The sequence below is a fragment of the Pontibacter pamirensis genome, assembly GCF_010015475.1.
GTDB classification, from domain to species: Bacteria; Bacteroidota; Bacteroidia; order Cytophagales; family Hymenobacteraceae; genus Pontibacter; species Pontibacter pamirensis.
Map to the genome: position 1 here is coordinate 48,638 of NZ_SSNI01000011.1, position 19,674 is coordinate 68,311.

Consider the following 19,674-nt stretch of genomic DNA (forward strand, 5'->3'; position numbering starts at 1 on the left):
ATCCTTACAAAAAAGGAGCACTGCTTTCGTGGTGCTCCTTTTTTGTAAGGATGTACAAGGATTTAACTTTGTCTTATTCCTTCCCCATAGCATAGTTTATTCCGCCCCATATGTGCTGCAGAAAAACAGGATTGGTGTAGCTTTCTTTTGTATGGCCCAGGCCGGTATAAAAAGCGCGGCCGCCATCAAACTCGTGGTACCACACAATCGGGTGGTTGTCATCGTTTTCGCCGCCTTCATAGGTGGTTTCATCTAAGGTTGCCAGAACGTTAATATCCGGATTGATGTCCTTATAGTTGTAGAGTTCATCAAAAATTTCCCACTCATCAGGCAAGTGGCTTGTAGATGGATGGTTTTTATTGCTTACCCTCACCGTAGCATTCTGTTGCTTCGGGTGGCTCAGGAAATAAGCGCCTACCAGCCTATTGTACCACGGCCAGTCATACTCTGTGTCGGCTGCTGCATGTATGCCTGCGTAGCCGCCGCCACCCTGAATGTATTTTGTGAAAGCCTCCTGCTGCTGGTCATTCAACACATCCTGCGTGGTGCTTAAAAAAACAACGGCATCATAGTTACTTAGCGAATCGGGATTAAAGTAGGCTGCATTCTTTGTTGTGTCTACTTGTATGTTGTGCTCATTTCCTAACTTCTGAATCGCACTAATACCATCCGGTATTGATTCGTGGTAGTAGCCACTTGTTTTAGAAAACACAAGAATTCTGGAGGAGTCGGCACTTTCTGTTTCTGCTGCCACAGGTGGTTCTGGATTGGTGGCAGATGAAGAACAGGACTGGATACCGCAGGCAAACACTAGCGTGCATCCGTAAAGAAGCAGTTCTTTTTTCATGTTAAGGGAGTATAGAGTTTATGAACAGAATATGTATAAATGTAACTTTTTACTTTCTTAAATGAAAGCCTCCGGCTACATAGTTTGGGTGTATAGTTTCCTGCTGTTCCTGCGGTAATGTCCGCGCCTGGTGTGCTACTCTGTTTATCAGTTGTAGTTGGATACCCCTTTTTTATAGCCATACCGGCTACTGAGTAATGCCTTTTGCTTCAGAAAGCGCCAACAAGTGGCCAGTCCCGGTGCATTGCAAGTTTAGAGCTAGCTATTGCTAAACCAGCATAGTACTTTAGCGAAGCTGACAAGTGCACGGTTTAAACTCATTCATAATCATTAGCACAGATAGTAGACAGCACTTGCTTATAGGCTGTAGCTTTTTCTTTTAACAGTAATAACTCCTAAAAGCACCAAAGGCAGTACCACTACAATCAAATATTTTGTAGCGGTACTGCCTTTGGTGCCCTATATGGAAATCATCTATTCAACAATTAATTTTTGGGACCAAACAGCCGATGAGGATTGGGCTTTGATGATGTAAAGGCCACGTTGGATAGTTTTGTCAAAATCCAATGTTGCACTGGCAGCGCCTTGCTCGTCCGTCACCACTGTAGTTGATAGTAGTACCCGACCTGCCATATCCTGGAGTGTTATATTAACTGGCTCAGAGTCACCTACATCATTGAGTTCAATAAATACTTTGCCCTTATTACTAGGGTTAGGATAGACCTTTAGTTTTGAATCGTCCTCCGCAACATCCGGGAATATACCCACAGCTGTTGCTACTGTTCCCTCTACAACTTCTAATGCCGAAATAATGGCGTTGTCTTTCACAGAGCTGAGGACTACATCAAGCATGCCATCCACCACTGTCACATTGTTGAAAGTTTTCACGACAGCCTTTCCGGCGCCGTCCTGCGAATAGATATCGTAGTTGCTGAGCACTCTTTGCCCTTCTACATCCACATTAAACACCCGCGCACCTGCCAAGCTGGTTGTCTTGCCACCGGGCGCGCCATAATATGGCTCCACGAAATGAAGCTTCACAGTATATGGTCCTGAACCACTTACAGGAAGGCTGTAGCTGAAAGGAGCCCCGGATAAAGCAAACCTGTACTTCAGGTACAGCTCATCGTCTGTCGTATTCTGAACATCAAAAGACTTGGAACCATTTGTACCTCCCTTCGCATAAGTGTCAGCTCCCCAAGTTAATGACTTGCTGTCCTTATATTGTGGGCCACCGGCATTAACGCGTGTCGCAATAGCGGGCTGGCTCGGTCTGAGTAAAGTTATCCTGGGCTGTCCATCTCCATTGCCATCAAAATACTCAGAAAGATACAGATTACCCGTTAAAACATCTTCGATAACATCAAGAGGGTTTGAATAAGGGCGCCGCAGCCCCGGAATCAGGCTACCTTCTATCGCGCGAACAATATCCATCTTTGTTCCTCCAGGCTCCAGCAGCATCAGGTCATCACCACCACTAAAGCGGCAAACAAGGAGCTTACCTGTAAGCCTACCTCCAAACGCATTGCTTTTGTACTCAATTACCCCATTTGGAGATTTATTCAAGCCAAAGTCGTAGGACCAACCCCGGTAATTTGGCTCAGTTGGGGTACCTACCGGGTAGCCGTACGCCTGTTCGTCGGCCGTCCATACTACTTCGCCAGGATCCACACCAGATGTAGGATTACCTCCGTTCATGATGTACTCGTTACGAAGTACATTTGGATGACCATAGTACCCCCCTTTCACTACCCTGAACAAGTAATCACTTTGTGTAGCCCGCACATTTGTCATACCCGGTATATCAGGGCCCGTATAAACGCTTCCGTTTGACCAGACTGTTCCAGATTTAAGTGCTGGTGTACTTCCACCGGCAGCAGAGCCATTTGTAGGCACGTACAATTGGCCATTCGTATGCCAAACAAGATCATAAGCATTCCTTAAACCCGTAGCATAAAGCGTTAACGGTGCGTTGGTCGCATAAGGATTATAGTTGCCTCCTTCTTCTGTTTTAGCATCTATAGGCAATGTCTGTTGTTCTGCCATTTTTATATCCAGGCGCAATACCGCTGCTGATAGAAGCCTTTCTGGTCTGTCTCCCCAGGATGGGTCAGGTGCCCCCATGGCCGAGTTGCCACCCTGCATAAAGTACATGGCGCCATCCGGACCAAAATCTATGGAAAAGACAGAGTGGTCCTTGATTGAACGCGGCAGATTGATCACATAATCTACCACCTGCGGGCTTGAAGGATTGTTTAAGTTTATTTTCGAAACCTTACTTGACCAATCAGGGGCATCCAAAAACTCAGGAGCAGAATGGCTTACCCAGACAAGCAGATCGTTTTTAGTTGCTGCCGGGTCAAAACGAAAACCTACAATCAGACGTCGGCTTGAACCAAACGGAGATATGGAGAAATGATTAGCAAGTGTTCCATCTGATCTTATATCCCAGCGCTCAATCTTTCCTCCGGAAGTGGTTGCATACAGTCGACGGTCCGGTCCTATAGCCAGAGAGGTAAACCCATCACTTCCAAAATTCCTGTCAATCAGAATTTGCTCTGTAAAAGACACTCCTTCTAAATCAGCCGGTAACTTTTCGGCAGTACTTGTCGTGGTGAAGCTGGATGTGAAAGGGAGCATTGCGTGACCATTCAAGTCTTTCACCTTATCAGAAATCACAAACTCATACTTGGTGCTAAGCGCCAATGTGGCCGTGAGGGTAATGGCATCTCCGGCAGCGGTTGAATTAACGGCTGTTCCAGTTACCTCCGTTTTTGTTCCACTAGCTATTTTGTACAATTTTACTGTGCCTGGATTAACGGTAGAACCATCCAAAGAGGCGCCACTAGGAAACGCTAAATCAACAGATACTGACTGATCCAAGTGAACACCTGTCGCTCCATTTTCAGGTCGTACCGCTGTGACATACGGATTCAATGAATCTGTAGGCATAAGCGTAGCTACGGCAAAGTCGTCAAAGGTATAGGTCACGGGGCTGGTGCCGTTACGGTGGGTGGCATATATTCCGGCATAGGCAGTTGAGGTGGTGAGTCCCATGCCAGAGATGCTCAACGCCGTACCCACGCTCTGCTCCGTTCCTCCGTTCAGCGAGTAAAATCCTGACACCATGCTGGCTGCAGGATCCACCTCCAGCCGCAGCCGCACCAGAGCGTTATTAATGCCGGAAATACTACTTGTAGTACGCTGGTCAGAGGTGGAGGAGCCGTCATTAATTTCCCGGCGCAGTTCCACCTTGTTTCCTACCACCACTAGTTTTACAAACGTTCTGTCGTTGAGTCCCATCCAAAGCCCCCCCTGCTGCGAAGAGGTACCGTAATATGGATTCACCAGCTTCACCTCTAAAGCAAGCATTGAGCGGGAATCCACCCGCACGCCCAGAGCGTTGATCTGGTTATTGTTGTTTATATAGGCAATGCCCTTGTTGGTGACTACCTGCAGCCTGCCAGAGGCAATTGTTAGTTTCGAGGCCTCATAGCCCGGCAAGTTAGAGTTGGAGGGGGTTCCGTCACCGGAGTTGCGCACACCTGAATAGGCATCCACCATTGTGAAGCCTGTGCCCGCACCATTTTTATCTGCCACTGTGCCCGCTACAGGACCGCCGAAACTGAGGTTAAAGGGAAGCGCGACCTGCAACTGGTCGCAAGGGATGGTGCTGTAAGGGGGGCAGCCTGAGCTCGTTGTGGCACTTTGCACCGTCACCGTCACCTGGTCTTCCGCGCTCGCAATATTCTGGTCGTCGCGCACCACCAGCCCAAAAACATAATTTCCAGCCAACAGTTTACTTACCGTAGGCTTAGCAACTGTTGTGCTGCTGAAAGTGGCTGCACCCGGCCCATTAACCTGCCTCCAACTGTAGCCGCTGATCGTACCATCAGCGTCTGCCCCCGAGCCATCTAGTGATACATAGTCTGTAGGTAGTGTTATAGTCTTGTCAGGACCGGCGTTGGCAACCGGAGCCTGATTGGTTGTTGAGGTAGAGCCTTTTGCAATTACAAAGTAGTTGTTCTGTGCCCCTGCCGCCGGGCTCTGCATATTCCCTCCGAGTGTAACGGTACCGGCAGGAAAGCTCTTGCTGTAGAGATTCATATAGCTGATCTTCGAGTCGTTGACTCCCACCCGGTCAGAGAGCTTCTGCCAACCGCTCAGCCAGGTAGGCAGTGCCGTGGCGCGCGGATCATAGGCCACGTACACAGTAGCCTCCTGACTCAAATTAAAGGAGAGCAGCGAAGAACTGTTATTGGTTTTGTCGTCATTAGCAGTCCGAATCATAGTGACACTGCTCAGTGAAGTAGGCACGCTCGTTACCTGGAAAGTGCGATCGGTGTAGTGATATACTCCTACTGCCAAATCTGCCACAATATAACTTCTGCCACTGGTAACAGAGACATTGCTCACCAATCCTGTTGATGATTCAGTTTGGGTAAAGTTGGCGGTAATACTTTTGTTGCTGTCCATCGTCAGCGACAGCGGGTTTGCCGTGCCACTGGCATCTCCGCTCCAGCCACTGAACTTATAGCCTGAGGCCGCCGTCGCCGTCAGGCTGACGCTGGTGCCCGAGGCGTAGCTGGTTTGATCTGGGTTTTTACTCACCCACCCGCTGCCTGTGGTGGAGACAGACAAAATATATTTTCCTGCCTCTACTGCTTTTGCAATTACAAAGTAGTTGTTCTGTGCCCCTGCCGCCGGGCTCTGCATGTTCCCTCCGAGTGTAACGGTACCGGCAGGAAAGCTCTTGCTGTAGAGATTCATATAGCTGATCTTCGAGTCGTTGACTCCCACCCGGTCAGAGAGCTTCTGCCAACCGCTCAGCCAGGTAGGCAGTGCCGTGGCGCGCGGATCATAGGCCACGTACACAGTAGCCTCCTGACTCAAATTAAAGGAGAGCAGCGAAGAACTGTTATTGGTTTTGTCGTCATTAGCAGTCCGAATCATAGTGACACTGCTCAGTGAAGTAGGCACGCTCGTTACCTGGAAAGTGCGATCGGTATAGTGGTTTACTCCTACCTCCAAAAGAGACAAAGTATAACTTTTACCGGTAGCAGCATTTACATTACTCACCAGTTCTGTAGATGATTGCTCCTGTAGCTTTCTTGACGTTACCATCAGGTCAAACACCTCGTACCCCGGTGTATAAGAGCTGGCGCGAGTGTTATCCTGGTTATCGTATGAGCTTGAGCGGGTATCTGCTTTTGCGAAGACCATTCCCGGATAATGGTTACTACTAACCTTATCCAAAACAGAGCCGCTAGATGCTGGGCTATGGGAAGGTAAGACCCGTGTCTGGTTAGTGGCAATCATGTTCCATGTTGGCAAGTTCTGCGCCACTACTGAAACCGAGACAGCGCAGATTAGCACAGCGGCCAGCAACGCATGATATGCATAAAGCGCCAGCAGTCTATAACTAGAACTGGGGTATAAATTCTTTTTCACAATTACTTGTTTAATATAAGTGAGTCATAAACAGAAATGTAGAATAGCTATCTGAGACATAGGGTCATAAAACGACAAGAGAAGTAGGGCTTCTAAGTCAAGAGTAATATCAGGTAAATAACTATTGGAGGAAATTTTATCTAATATTTGTGATCCAAAGCTTTGTATGGTATAGTAAATATTGTTTTTTATATATAAAATTTTATATTTTATCTACAGGACGGATGTACGCATCCTTGTCCATAAAAGATGTAGCTATTCTAATACAGCATGTAATTCAGAAGCTAACTTGCTGTATATGAAGCAATATGTTTTATGGTTTAGGTTTTAGAACAAGCCTAAGGAGCATAGCCTTTACTTACCACGCTCCTTAGGTTCATATATTTACTTTAGAAGCAGCTTTGCACGCACCTCCCTGGTGGCACTTTGTGCTTTAATAATATACATGCCATTTGCTAAATTACTGCTGATGGACATCTCTGTATTGCTCCCCCCCTGCTGATCCGTTTTAACCGCAGTAGCTAGAATAGCTCGGCCAGCCATATCATAAAGGACTATGTTAACCCTTTCCTGCTGTTTGAAACCCTCAAGTGCCAGGTGTACCCGGTCGCCTGTACTAGGATTTGGATAAACCTGCAGCTTTAGGTTCTGGTCCCTTTCATCCTGGACTGTGCTCATAAGCATAGTTGACGTTTCATGAATAACTTCAATAGCAGAAATAATGGCATTATCCTTCACTGAGGTAAAGAGAATATTCAACATACCGTCAGTTACAGACACATCATGAAAAGTCTTTACTATAGCCTTCGCCGCACCATCCTGGGAGTAAATATCGTAGTTACTGACCACCCTTTGCCCCTCTATATCCACATGAAATACGCGAGCACCTGCCAAACCTGTTGTTTTGCCACCAGGAGCCCCGAAAAACGGCTCTACAAAATGCAGCTTCACCGTGTAAGGTCCGGTTCCATCTACCGGCAAGTTATAATTGAAAGGTGCCCCGGATGAAGCATACCTGTATTTCAGGTAGATCTCATCATCAGTAGTGCCCGCCACATCAAAAGACTTGGAGGAGGTTATGCCACCCGAGTAGTAAGCATCTGCATCCCAGGTTCTGGATTGCCCGTCCACATACATGAACCCTCCTGAGTTGATGAGAACAGTTGAAGATGTAGTATTCTGGTTGACTACGGAAAAACTTATTTCTAAGGCACTGCCTGCTGTTCCGCCTCCATTGGAAGAGGAATAGGGGGTTGCTTTCAGCGTGTAACTACCTGCAACTGGTGTCCAAGCACCTTTGTCCCCCATCAAGTCATAAGGAGCCACGTTCTCAGTTACCTTTTTACTTTCTGTTCCGCTTAAAGTAAAGACGACACTACCCACAGTTGCCGGACTGGTATTAGCCCGGATGTTCAGATTAGTCGTCGGTAAAGTAGCCAGGTTTAGAGTAGAACCATCCGTTAGTGTTAGTATATCTTGCTTTGTACTCGCATTGATTAATGTAAAACTCTCTACCTTCTGAGAACTTGTAAGCTGTTCGGGCACACCTTTAAAAGTAGTACTTGAGTTACTCCCACTGGTGTAATAGATAGTGCTGTTCAGGAAAGCTGAAACACCAGAATAACGTGATGAAGGTAATCCTGTAAGGTTTCTCCAAGAATTAGAGGTAGGACTGTATTCCGAAACTAAATTGGTACGCCCACTGTTGTGCACAGTTTCTCCTCCCAGGACAAGTATCCGCTCACCAATCACAATGACTGAAGACGAGATGTGGCCGCGGCCGTTGGTTCCGGTAGGGACAGGCAAATCAGCCACCTTAGTCCAGCTATCAGTTGCTGGTTCGTAACGATGGACCTCTTTTGATGTGCTAAGATGGCTGTCGTGCCCTGTCTGCCCCCCAATAAAATAGATTTTTCCTTCAACTACGGCTGATCCGGCATGCTGTCGAGGGTTAGGTAACGCTGCCAGAGTTTTCCAGCCTGTATTTAAGTTATCCAAGTCCAACACATAATGGTTACCTAAATCTTGCGTACGCGCCTGATTTGTGCCAGCTATGTGATGTAGCTTTCCGTTTAGATATTCTAATTGCCCTGCAGAGATAGGAATGGGCAGATCAGGTAACCTGATGTAACGGTTTTCAGACACTGAATACTTCCACACCTCTTTAGTGCCGAATATTTGTCCTGCCCCTGATGAGTTGGCAGTATAGCCACCTGCAAAGTAAATGTCTGTTCCATCAGTAGCAAAGCCTGCATGCGTAACTCCTCCATAACTGGTGCCATTCATAGGTGGCATAGAAGCGATAGCAGACCAGTTGTTCGCGACAGGATCATACACATAGGCCCGGCTAGTAGGTGTACAACATGATTTCTGACTATCAAAACCTCCAAAAGTATACAGTTTGCCATCGACTACTTCACCCTGTGCTTCACTTACACTAAAAGGTTGACTGGCAGCAGTCTCCCAGGTAATGCTGTTAAAGGCAGGTGCCGCAGTTCCAGCAGATATCGTAAAAGCAACTGTGGCCGTACCATATCCCCCCTCCACATCTGAGGCTTGTATCGTTAAAGAATAGTTTGACTGTGTATGATAATTCAGGCTTTTGGCTACTTTAATGGCACCGGTAGACGAGTTGATGGCAAAGGCACCGTTTGTATTACCAGCTGTAATAGCATACGCAACAGATTTTCCCTCCGGATCTGAGGCTGTTACAGTACCAACAGTAGTACCTATGGCAGCATGATCGGATACAGTGTAAGTATAACTGCCAGATGTAAATACCGGCGGTTTATTTCCTGATGGGGTAGAGCCTTTTACGGAGAAGTCGTCGAAGGTGTAGGTGAGGGAACTGGTGCCATTGCGGTGAGTGGCAAAGAGGCCGGTGTAGGCCGTGGTGGAGGTAAGGCCCATGCCTGAGATGCTCAGGGCTGTGCCCACAGGCTGCTCCGCTCCCCCGTTGAGCGAGTAGAAGCCTTCCGCCGTGCTGGTGGCAGGGTCCACCGCCAGCCGAAGCCGCACCGTCGAGCTGTTGATGCCCGACACAGCGGGGGTGATGCGCTGGTCAGAGGAGGAGGAGCCGTCGTTGACCTCCCGGCGAAGCTCCACCTGGTTTCCAACCACCACCAGCTTGACGTGTGTCTTATCGTTCAGCCCAAGCCAAAGCCCCCCCTGCTGGGAGGAGGTGCCGTAGTAGGGGTTCACCAGCGTCACCTCAACCGTGAGCCTGGAGCGGGAGTCCACCCGCACACCCAGCGTGTTGAGCTGGTTGTTGTTACCCACATAAGCGATGCCCTTGTTGGTGGCTAGCTGCAGCCTGCCCCCGGTCACCGTCAGCTTCGAGGCCTCGTAGCCCGGAGCACTGGTGCTGGAGGGGGTGCCGTCGTCGGAGTGGCGCGTGCCGGAGTAGGCGTCCACCACCGTGAAACCCGTGCCCGCCCCATTCTTGTCGGCGATAGTGCCCGAGACAGAGCCGCTAAAGCTAAGGCTGTAGGGCAGCGAAACCTGCAGTTGGTCGCATGCAAGGGGGCTCAAAGGTGGACAGCCCTGCGCCAGCACTAGGGGCGAGAAAATGTAAAACTGTAGAACAACAAATAACGCCCTCCATACCCAACCTACTGGAACGGATTGCTCAGAAATAGAAGTAGAGCTTTTTCTCATAGGTAACTTAAAATAATTTTGACTTATAGAAAAGGTTTGACTGCGACATCAATTCCTGATGCAGGCTTACAACAGAAAGTAGAGCATTTCTGAAACTGCTATACAATGAGGCAATACCATCACAAGGAAATTTAGACAACGAGCTGAAGGGAGGCTATCACAGCACTCCCTTCAGCTCGTTGTCATTTGTTATTCAATTACCAGCTTTGTTCGCACCTCACCGGACATAGCCTTTGCCTTTATGATGTAAAGACCTCGACCCAACCGTTTGTCTACTACAATCTCATTGTTGGAAGCTCCCTGCCCATTGGCATTTACTTCAGTAGAATGAACCACTCTACCAGCAATATCATAGATGGTGACGTTTACTTTTTCCTGCTGTTTGAAGCCCTCTAATGCCACATGCATCTTATCGCCGGTGTTAGGGTTTGGATACACCTGCATTTTCAGGCCGTCGGTAAGGATTCGCATTTCTCCTGTAGTTGATTGTGCGAGGCTTGCCCCGTATGACGCCTGGAATATCTCGACTCCTGCGATGGCCAGACGGTTAGCTGTTGGGTTAAAATTGATGTTTAGCGTGCCATCATTTACATCTACTACAAAATCCTTCACAAGTGCCGATCTGTAGCCCACCTCGCGATAGATATCAAAGCCAGAGAGGCGTAGCGCGTTTTCCATCTTGATATTAAATACTCTGGCTCCTTCTGCCCAAAAGTAATTTTCCACAAAGTGCATTCGCACCATATAGCTACCGTTGTTTAATGGTATCGCATACCGTGTTTCAGCCAAATCACTCGAAGCCGAGAGGTATGTCTGATAAAGGACATCCTCATCTGTTGCCGCAATCGGTCCGGCAACATTCTGCTTATCTAGTCTGACAGATCCTTGCCTATAGCTCTTATCTGCCTCCCAGGTTTTACCGCTAATTGTTACACTTACATCCGCTGCCCCTTTTATACGCTTTGTTATACCAATGCTTGCGTCATTAGTATTGGCAATGCCATAAAGCGGAATACGAAGAGGAGAGTCTCCACTACTATAATGCACCAGTAAAGCAGCATTCTTAATACCGAGGCTGGCAGGTTTAAAGCTGACTGAGATACCAATGTTATTCTGTGGTGCAAGGGTTGTTGTTGACGGCATGGTTGTTGAAAACTCATTGCTATTAGGGCCTACAATCTCAACTCGATTTATGGTGATGGAAGGATCTTTGCTGCCATCAGCGTATGTCTTACCCAAATTTTTCAGGTTAACTGTCAGGCTTTTGCTACCTCCTGTCATCACTGCACCAAATTCAACTGCTGAAGGTGCTGCCCCTAATTCAGAATAATGGATAGCTCCTGTTTCCGGCCGCACATTTTCCACATAGTACACGTTGTCCTGGTAATCATAGTTTGTAAAATCTGTACCTAGGTAATCGGTGCCAATGATGTATGCATTTGGTATAACGTTGCCATTGGCATCCACAGCTTTCCAGATGCGCATTCCTATCTTACCCTGGTAATTAAGGGTCCTGTCTGAAAAAGCGCTGCTAACTTTAAAGCCAATGGCTCCAGTTGGGTTAAAGGTACCTGAAGAAAGCGCAGTGGTAGTGCCATTCATTTTTGGCAGCAGCGATTGGCCATATAGCCCATCATGCCTGAAAAGCATTCTATAATCAGTAGTGCCTTTGTAATACCAGTTAAAGCTTTCAGTCTGGGAGCAACAGCCGTGGTATGCCGCCATTTGAATTACAGACACAGGCTTGCTTGCATCAGCCCTCACAAAATAAGCCGATAGGATTTCATCAGAGTTAGGTATGATCGTACTTCCTTCATTTCCTCCATCAATTGCTGTATACCCACTTTGAGTCGAAAACCCAAAGGCCTGTATTATTTCCTGTGCATAAGGTTCATTACTTGCTTCTCCCCTGTACTGCCACAATCCATGCAACTTTACTTCTTTATAAGGAACCGTAACATCATTTGATGATATGTAAAGCTTATCATTCAAAATTTTAACCCGACCACCCAGGTCCTTTGCAATAAATTCGATCTCAGCTTCAGCGGAAGCACCTGAATTGAGGCTCAGAGGTAGTGCAGTGTTAGGGTCATATGCAACGCCGTTCAGTGAATTGATCCTCCAGGCAGTGGTGTTAGAAAACTTCAGCTCGTTTACAACCAGTGTACCTGCACCTTTATTACTGATCTTTAGCCTTACCTTATTATGATTTTCATTATACGGTGTGTAGGTGCCATCACTATTTTTGCGCCTCCATGGAATCTGAATGAGAGAAAAGGTCAGACGATCCGGAGCCTGAAATTTATCCATGTTTTCAACCACCATGTAAGCGTTGCTTTGCGTTGATTCGACAACACTAAACTTTGTAACATCAGTAGTAGTCTGGTTCCCATTGCCGTCGGTCGCTCTCCCGCTTATGGTATAATCTCCTATTTTGGTGATCTTGAAAGGTGCGCTATATGCAGTATAAGCACCACCGTTAAGGCTGTACTGCACAGAAGCCAGACCAGAACCGCCTTCATCTGATGCCTGTATAGAGACAGTTACTTCATTGTTGTAAACTCCAGGTGATTGAAGCGCTCCATCCAACTTCACTGCCACTGTAGGTGCAATATTATCCTCTCCGGTCTCTGTCGCTTTGGCGAACACAAAGTAGTTGGTCTGCGCGCCCGCCGCAGGGCTCTGCATATTACCTGCTAGTGTGGCATTACCTGCTGCAAAGCCCTTGCTATAAATATCCATGTAGCTGATCGCCGCGTCGTCTACCCCCACTCTTTCTGTTAGTTTCTGCCAGCCGCTCAGCCACGTAGGCAGCACAGTGGCGCGCGGGTCATAGGCCACGTACACGGTGGCGTTCTGGCTTAGGTCGAAGGAAAGCAGTGAGGAACTGGTGTTGGTCTTGTCGTCGTTAGCCGTGCGGATAAGAGAAGCCCCGCTCACCGAGCTAGGCACGCTCGTCACCTGGTAGGTGCGGTCGGTGTAGTGCTTCACGCCCACCGCCAGGTCTGCCAGCGCGTAGCTCTTACCCGTGGTGGCCGTAACATTGCTCACCAACGCTGTGGATGTTCCCGTTTGGGTAAAGTTGGCTACAATGCTCTTGTTGCTATTCATGGTCACCGACAGCGGGTTTGCCGTGCCCGTAGCATCGCCGCTCCAGCCGCTGAAGGTATAGCCTGAAGCCGCCGTCGCTGCTAGGCTGACGCTGGTACCTGATGCATAGTTGGTCTGTTCTGGGCTCTTGCTCACCGAGCCGCTGCCTGTGGTAGAAACAGAAATAGTGTATGTCCCTGCCTCCGTTGCCTTGGCGAGCACAAAGTAGTTGGTCTGCGCGCCCGCCGCAGGGCTCTGCATGTTGCCTCCCAAGCTTACCTTTCCTGCCGCAAAGCCCTTGCTGTAAAGGTCCATATGACTGATCTTCGCGTCATCAACCCCCACCCTGTCGGTGAGCTTCTGCCAGCCGCTCAGCCACGTAGGCAGCACAGTGGCGCGCGGGTCATATGCCACGTACACGGTGGCGTTCTGGTTTAGGTCGAAGGAAAGCAGTGAGGAACTGGTGTTGGTCTTGTCGTCGTTAGCAGCCTGGATCAGAGAAGCCCCGCTCACTGAGCTAGGCACACTCGTCACCTGGTAGGTGCGGTCGGTGTAGTGTTTCACGCCCACCGCCAGGTCCGCCAGCGCGTAGCTCTTACCCGTGGTGGCCGAAACGTTGCTCACCAACGCTGTGGATGATGAGGTAGAGCCTTTTACGGAGAAGTCGTCGAAGGTGTAGGTAAGGGAACTGGTGCCGTTGCGGTGAGTGGCAAAGAGGCCGGCGTAGGCCGTGGTGGAGGTGAGCCCCATGCCTGAGATGCTCAGGGCCGTGCCCACAGGCTGCTCTGCGCCCCCGTTGAGCGAGTAGAAGCCCTCCGCCGTGCTGGTGGCAGGGTCCACCGCCAGCCGAAGCCGCACCGTTGAGCTGTTAATGCCCGACACAGCGGGGGTGATGCGCTGGTCAGAGGAGGAGGAGCCGTCGTTGACCTCCCGGCGAAGCTCCACCTGGTTTCCCACCACCACCAGCTTGACGTATGTCTTATCGTTCAGCCCCAGCCAAAGCCCCCCCTGCTGGGAGGAGGTGCCGTAGTAGGGGTTCACCAGCGCCACCTCAACCGTGAGCCTGGAGCGGGAGTCCACCCGCACACCCAGCGTGTTGAGCTGGTTGTTGTTGCCCACATAGGCGATGCCCTTGTTGGTGGCTAGCTGCAGCCTGCCCCCGGTCACCGTCAGCTTCGAGGCCTCGTAGCCCGGAGCACTGGTGCTGGAGGGGGTGCCGTCGTCGGAGTGGCGCGTGCCGGAGTAGGCGTCCACCACCGTGAAACCCGTGCCCGCCCCATTCTTATCAGCGATAGTGCCCGAGACAGAGCCGCTAAAGCTAAGGCTGTAAGGAAGCGAAACCTGCAGCTGGTCGCACGCAAGGGGGCTTAAAGGTGGACAGCCCTGCGCTGTAGCGGCATGCAAGTTTAGAAATTGAATAACGAAGATCAGTCCGATGAGTGGCAGATTAACCCATGGCTTTATCTCAGACAAACTTATTGTATGTGCAAGAGTAAAATATTTTTTCATACAGTTTTTTTGTGATTTTTTTTTAGAATCAAGGGAGCTACTATTGTGAATCTGCTTTGAAAAAAGCATCGCTGTCGTTGATGCTCTAAGAAGCAGAAGCACCTCTTGTAGCACAGCAAGGAAGTTCAATGAGAGCTTGTATAAAACTTTCTCTAATTTTTTTAACGATATACCTTTTGTAGTATACAGCTAAGCTAAGTGCGTCTCTCTGAATTTTACACTCGTAGGACTTGTCATTTACAATTTGTCTACTCATAAATTAAATTATAATTATTAAATATATTTTATAATATTTATATGTTCTAATTAGATTTTGGAATGTTGATATTAATATTTTTCATTAGAATTATGCTTTACGGATTAAGAATAAAAATATATGTCCTATCAGCAATTTTATTTTTTTGAAATAGCATAACTTATAACTGACGTTACACAACACCAGTTTATAATCTGTTTTAGATCCCGCCGGGACGACCTGTTAAAGGCCTGATGGCCAGAATCTGTCCTTAGCTCTAGCGGAGCGGCCTGTAAACATATTCCTAACAGATAGCTCCGCTGGAGCTGAAGAATATTGGACCTTTTTTCTATCAACAGGTCGTCCCGCTGGGACTCTTGCGTAAGGTCAGTTATAATTCTATATAGGCTATTAGTGATGACAAAGATGCTTACTGAAATGGTCATACTGCCCCTCTCCCACGATCTCTCAAGCGATTCTTCAATTGCCTGCGCAGTAGTTTTTGCTATTGTCCACTACACTTAGCCTATGAGTTAGTCCCGTTTTCTGTAGGTCCCACATGCCCCAGTTTAACTTGGTTGCAAAGTGCTGCGAGTACACGAACAAAGTGAGTGTCAGCAAGAGCGGTTCCTGAGCTGATAAAGTCATTAAACCTGCAATGGGTTTTTATGAGATTTGTTGCAGTCGGCTGCCAGATGAGTAACGCAACACTCATAGCAGAAGATTGGGAAAGTGTTTGAAAACCATCAAGAGAGACCACAAGCAGGCCAATGGGCAGCACTCCGAAGTAGTTGGAGAAAATGTTTTCGGGATTTCAGCAGCGGCAGGATAGAAAAAGGTAGTGCCTTTGCGGAAGACTGTTAAAAACTGCTCAACGGCCTGCCCGGTGGGCCATACCTAGAATCGGTGGTGAGGTGAGGACGGAGGGCCAACACGAGAAGAAAGGCAAAGCCATGGATGAGACCTGCTTCTACCTTAGCAGTTTACAGGACACGCCGGCGGGGTTTAACGGGCTGGTGCGTAATCACTGAAGTATTGAAAACAGGCTGCATAGGCGGTTGAATGCTGTCTTTCGGGAGAGCATATCTCCGCACCCGACAGGAAAATACGACTTAAGACTTGGCAACTGCTGGCACAGGTCCAGGACAACCACAGCATGAAGAACAGAATAATATACAGGTTGGAACCACTAATACCTGCTTGTGGTCTTAAAGAAAATATTGACAGACAATAAACCTGACATATTCCAGAGCAAGGCTGATACTCTAAAAGTTATGGTTGACTTATGAATTGTTTTGTTGAGTTACCTGTACACCCACCATTTTAACAACCTAAGGTTCTTCATGGACAAACATAAAGCGAATTTCTGAGGCGTTCACAAAATAAATAAAATATCGACAGCTGTAAAACTTCAAAGCTCTTAGCTTATCAGAATTTTACAGCTGCCGATATTTACAGAAGCTTTTTTCTTCTGCCTAAAGTATCAACTTATTATTCTTTTACAAAACGCTGTGTGGCGCGTCCATTTGAAGTAATCACTTCTATAATGTACAGCCCTTGTTGCAATTTAGAAACATCTAATACAGTCTTCATTAAACCTGTAGCAGTTTCCTTCTGTGTCATCAAAACGCTTCCAGACATGCTGTATAAATTAACTACAGCATCTCCATCTCCTGCCTCTCTTAATTCTACATTTACCAGGTTACTGGCTGGATTAGGATAAAGAACAAGCTTAGCTCCAAGAGCTGCAGATGTAGCTGAGTCACCAGATACAGACATTGCACTGGTACTGCTGGATGTAAGTTGATTTATCACTTTGAAACCTATAGTCAGAGAAGTACCAGCCGTTCCTGTTCCTTTGGAGGCCGTGTATGGCGTGGCTTTCAGCGTGTAGCTACCCACTAAAGGAGTCCAGGACCCGCTTCCCATTAGGTCGTAGGAGGCCGTGCTTTCCGTTGCGCTCTTGCTCTGTGTTCCGCTCAGGGCAAACACTACGCTGCCCACGGTGCCCGGATTTGTGTTGGCGCGGATGTTGAGGTACTTTGTAGGAAGGGTAGCCAGGTTCAGCGTAGCGCCGTTGGCAATCGTTAGGATGTCCTTTTTAGTGGAGGCATCAAATAATGTAAAACTTACCACCTTCTGGGTTGTGCTGGTTTCGTTCACTACCTTAAATCCAACGCTTAGCGCAGTACCAGCCGTGCCCGTTCCTTTGGAGGCCGTATATGGCGTGGCTTTCAACGTGTAGCTACCCACTGAAGGAGTCCAGGACCCGTTATCCCCCATCAGGTCGTAGGAGGCCGCGCTTTCGGTCACACTCTTGCTCTGTGTTCCGCTCAGGGCAAACTTCACGCTGCCCACGGTGCCCGGGTTTGTGTTGGCGCGGATGTTGAAGTTCTTCGTAGGAAGGGTAGCCAGGTTCAGCGTAGCGCCGTTGGCAATCGTTTGGATGTCCTTTTTAGTGGAGGCATCAAATAATGTGAAGCTTACCACCTGCTGGGTAGTTGGGCTTGGTGCAGGAGCAGGCTCAGTTGTAGTAGTGCCTGAGTTCAATGCAGATTTTACAGTTTTTGCCATGCTCACTACCCAAGCGTCATAAGTAGCAGCATCATAAACAGTTCCGCTTAAGTGGTTGTTTACACCTGATAGATCATCAAGACGGCGTTCGATACCATCCCACAGGTACAACCCTTTAGCTTTATAACTGTTGTAAGAGTAGTTATATATGTATTTGAGGTATTTCGCATAGACCTCTTTCTGTATAATTTCGCTTCCGTACAGCTTGCTTTGAGCATGGACTTTATGCCATACATAAGGAATAACTGGTTTGTTTAGTCTTTTCCCATATGTTAAAGCGACGTCAAGGTTTTTCCTAATGTACTCCAGGTTCTTCGTGTGGCTGGTTTCCTCATCTGCAAAAAGTATATAAAGGGAAGGAGCTATAAAGTCTAGTTTAGACAGAAGGTTATCATACTTCCCGGAGGGGTTCCAGTTTGTATTTTGTGAATCGTAATAAAAGCGATATGGAATGGAATAATAAGAAAGCTTCAGGTTTGGCCTGTGCTTTCTCACTTCGTTCACCAAGCCGATGAGTTTAGCTTCTGCTGCTTTAAAGCGGCTATCGGTTGACGGATAATTTCTCAGGTCATAGTACGGTCCTGACTCCCAATCAAGTGTAAGCATTCCTGAGCTGTTAGCATCCGGATATGACTTTAATAAAAAGTTCTTCACTTTGGCAGGATCATAATTTGTTTTGTCGCCAGAGTAGACGATACTCCCTTCTGTCATGATACGGGTAGTATTCGTGTCAAAACCATTATTCTTGAAGTACGTCATCGACTGTGTATCGAATCTGTAAGGAAGAATATAAATCTCGAAGGATCCTGCAACCTGGCTATAAGCGATGTTACAGAATACAAAAACTGTAAGGAATAGGGCTAAAAGTTTTTTCATTTTCTTTATATGGAATAATTATAAGTCATTTGTCACTCTGTATAAATCTAACTATTTAAATATATAGATATTAAGATTCATACCACTTTGGCAATAAGAATCTTCTTCCTTGTTTGATCAGGATAAAGCTGTTTATTGAATTCTGTTTGATTGTTTAAGGGTTGAGTGAAGCAGATAAAAGAAATCAGGATCTACTCCAGAAGCGTTTATAACCTACCTGTTTTTACTTTTCAAAGTGTTGCTGAACTCCCAGGCAAGATTATATGGTTAGTAGTTAACTTATTGGTGGCGAGTTTAAAGGTTTAGCAGTTCTAAAAAGACCTGCACTAACACAAGAACTTCTAATTAAAACTAAATTTGGCTGAATGGCTAAAAGCTGATTTCCCATAATCTTTCTATTTTATTTTTTGTTATACATTTATATAAACCAAAACTATACAAAATTTAACACCGTCAAAACCATCTCACCAAGTTCTTTAAAAATTTATATAACATATTGTTTAAATAAACGTAGTTAAACCATTTACACTTATAAAGCATTGCACTTATTCTTGACCCCCCATAAGTTGCCACCTCTACAATAATACAATTACTAATAACAGGAGACAAGTGAAACATGCTTAAAACAAGCCATAACAAGCACTTATACAACAAACGAAAGACAGAAGCACATTGTATAAGACAGTGCAGTAACATAGAACCAAAATAACTGATTGAATTTTTGCACTACTTTCATTATTCTAAATCAATTGGCCTACTATTTATTCTAAGGCTATCTTTTTCAAGTTCAAATATCATCTTCGCAAAAAACACTCTAAATACAGATCTCAAAACAATATATTTTATATATCAGCAAATCAGCACATATTTAAGACAGCCTGATAATACAATTACATAATTAACACAAACCAGGCAACTTTTTAAGAGCAATTAAAGTATAATAGAAAGGGAGATACTATTTGTCGTTAAAATAAACATCTTCCTTACCCCCTCTATTAAGTCATTTTTGTGCCAAAACAACACTTATCTCACAAGAAGCTGTATATCAATCTTTTATATAAATTATTTAATACTTCAGGCCCAAGGCAGTATCACACAGTATGTAGATTATCTCCACACATTGTGGAGTAATTACTCAATTTAGAGTAATGTGTGTAGAAATGCAGTACCCTTTCCCCAATAAACTGGTATATCTAAAAGCAGAGAAAGCGGGACAGAACCGTACAGAATCAAAAGCAAGTTGCTGGAGAAATCAATATTCACCTGGAGTCCGGAAAATTTATTCGCTATCAAGCATTTTGACACAGGCGTTTCTGTAGAAGAGTTTGCCGCAAGGTGGAAATCGCAGAAATCACCTTCATAAAAGAGGAAAATGCAAAGAGGTTTAGGAGCACCGGAACTACGGAAGTTCTAGCTTTAAAGGAGGAAAACTGTT

5 protein-coding genes are annotated in these 19,674 nt (G+C 46.7%); all 5 read right to left on the reverse strand.

Annotated features, from left to right (window positions below; genetic code table 11):
- Nucleotides 1–73: 73 nt before the first annotated feature.
- The 5 genes from E1919_RS11010 to E1919_RS11030 all read right to left on the reverse strand — a co-directional run bounded on the left by E1919_RS11010 (nt 74) and on the right by E1919_RS11030 (nt 18,239).
- The gene (locus E1919_RS11010; RefSeq protein ID WP_162053453.1) at nt 74–847 is read right to left on the reverse strand and encodes a ThuA domain-containing protein; all 774 of its coding nucleotides are present in this window, start codon (nt 845–847) and stop codon (nt 74–76) included.
- 474 nt (nt 848–1,321) lie between these two features.
- The gene (locus E1919_RS11015) at nt 1,322–6,298 is read right to left on the reverse strand and encodes a malectin domain-containing carbohydrate-binding protein (protein WP_162053454.1); all 4,977 of its coding nucleotides are present in this window, start codon (nt 6,296–6,298) and stop codon (nt 1,322–1,324) included.
- A gap of 384 nt (nt 6,299–6,682) precedes the next feature.
- Nucleotides 6,683–9,829, reverse strand: a complete 3,147-nt coding sequence (locus E1919_RS11020; protein ID WP_162053455.1) for a malectin domain-containing carbohydrate-binding protein — start codon at nt 9,827–9,829, stop codon at nt 6,683–6,685.
- Nucleotides 9,830–10,144: 315 nt separating this feature from the next.
- Entirely contained in the window at nt 10,145–14,554 is a 4,410-nt protein-coding gene (locus E1919_RS11025; RefSeq protein WP_162053456.1) for a malectin domain-containing carbohydrate-binding protein, read from the reverse strand.
- Between the two features lie 1,726 nt (nt 14,555–16,280).
- Nucleotides 16,281–18,239 carry a T9SS type A sorting domain-containing protein gene (locus tag E1919_RS11030; RefSeq protein ID WP_162053457.1) on the reverse strand — a complete coding sequence of 653 codons (1,959 nt, stop codon included), beginning with the start codon at nt 18,237–18,239 and terminating at the stop codon, nt 16,281–16,283.
- Nucleotides 18,240–19,674: the final 1,435 nt, after the last annotated feature.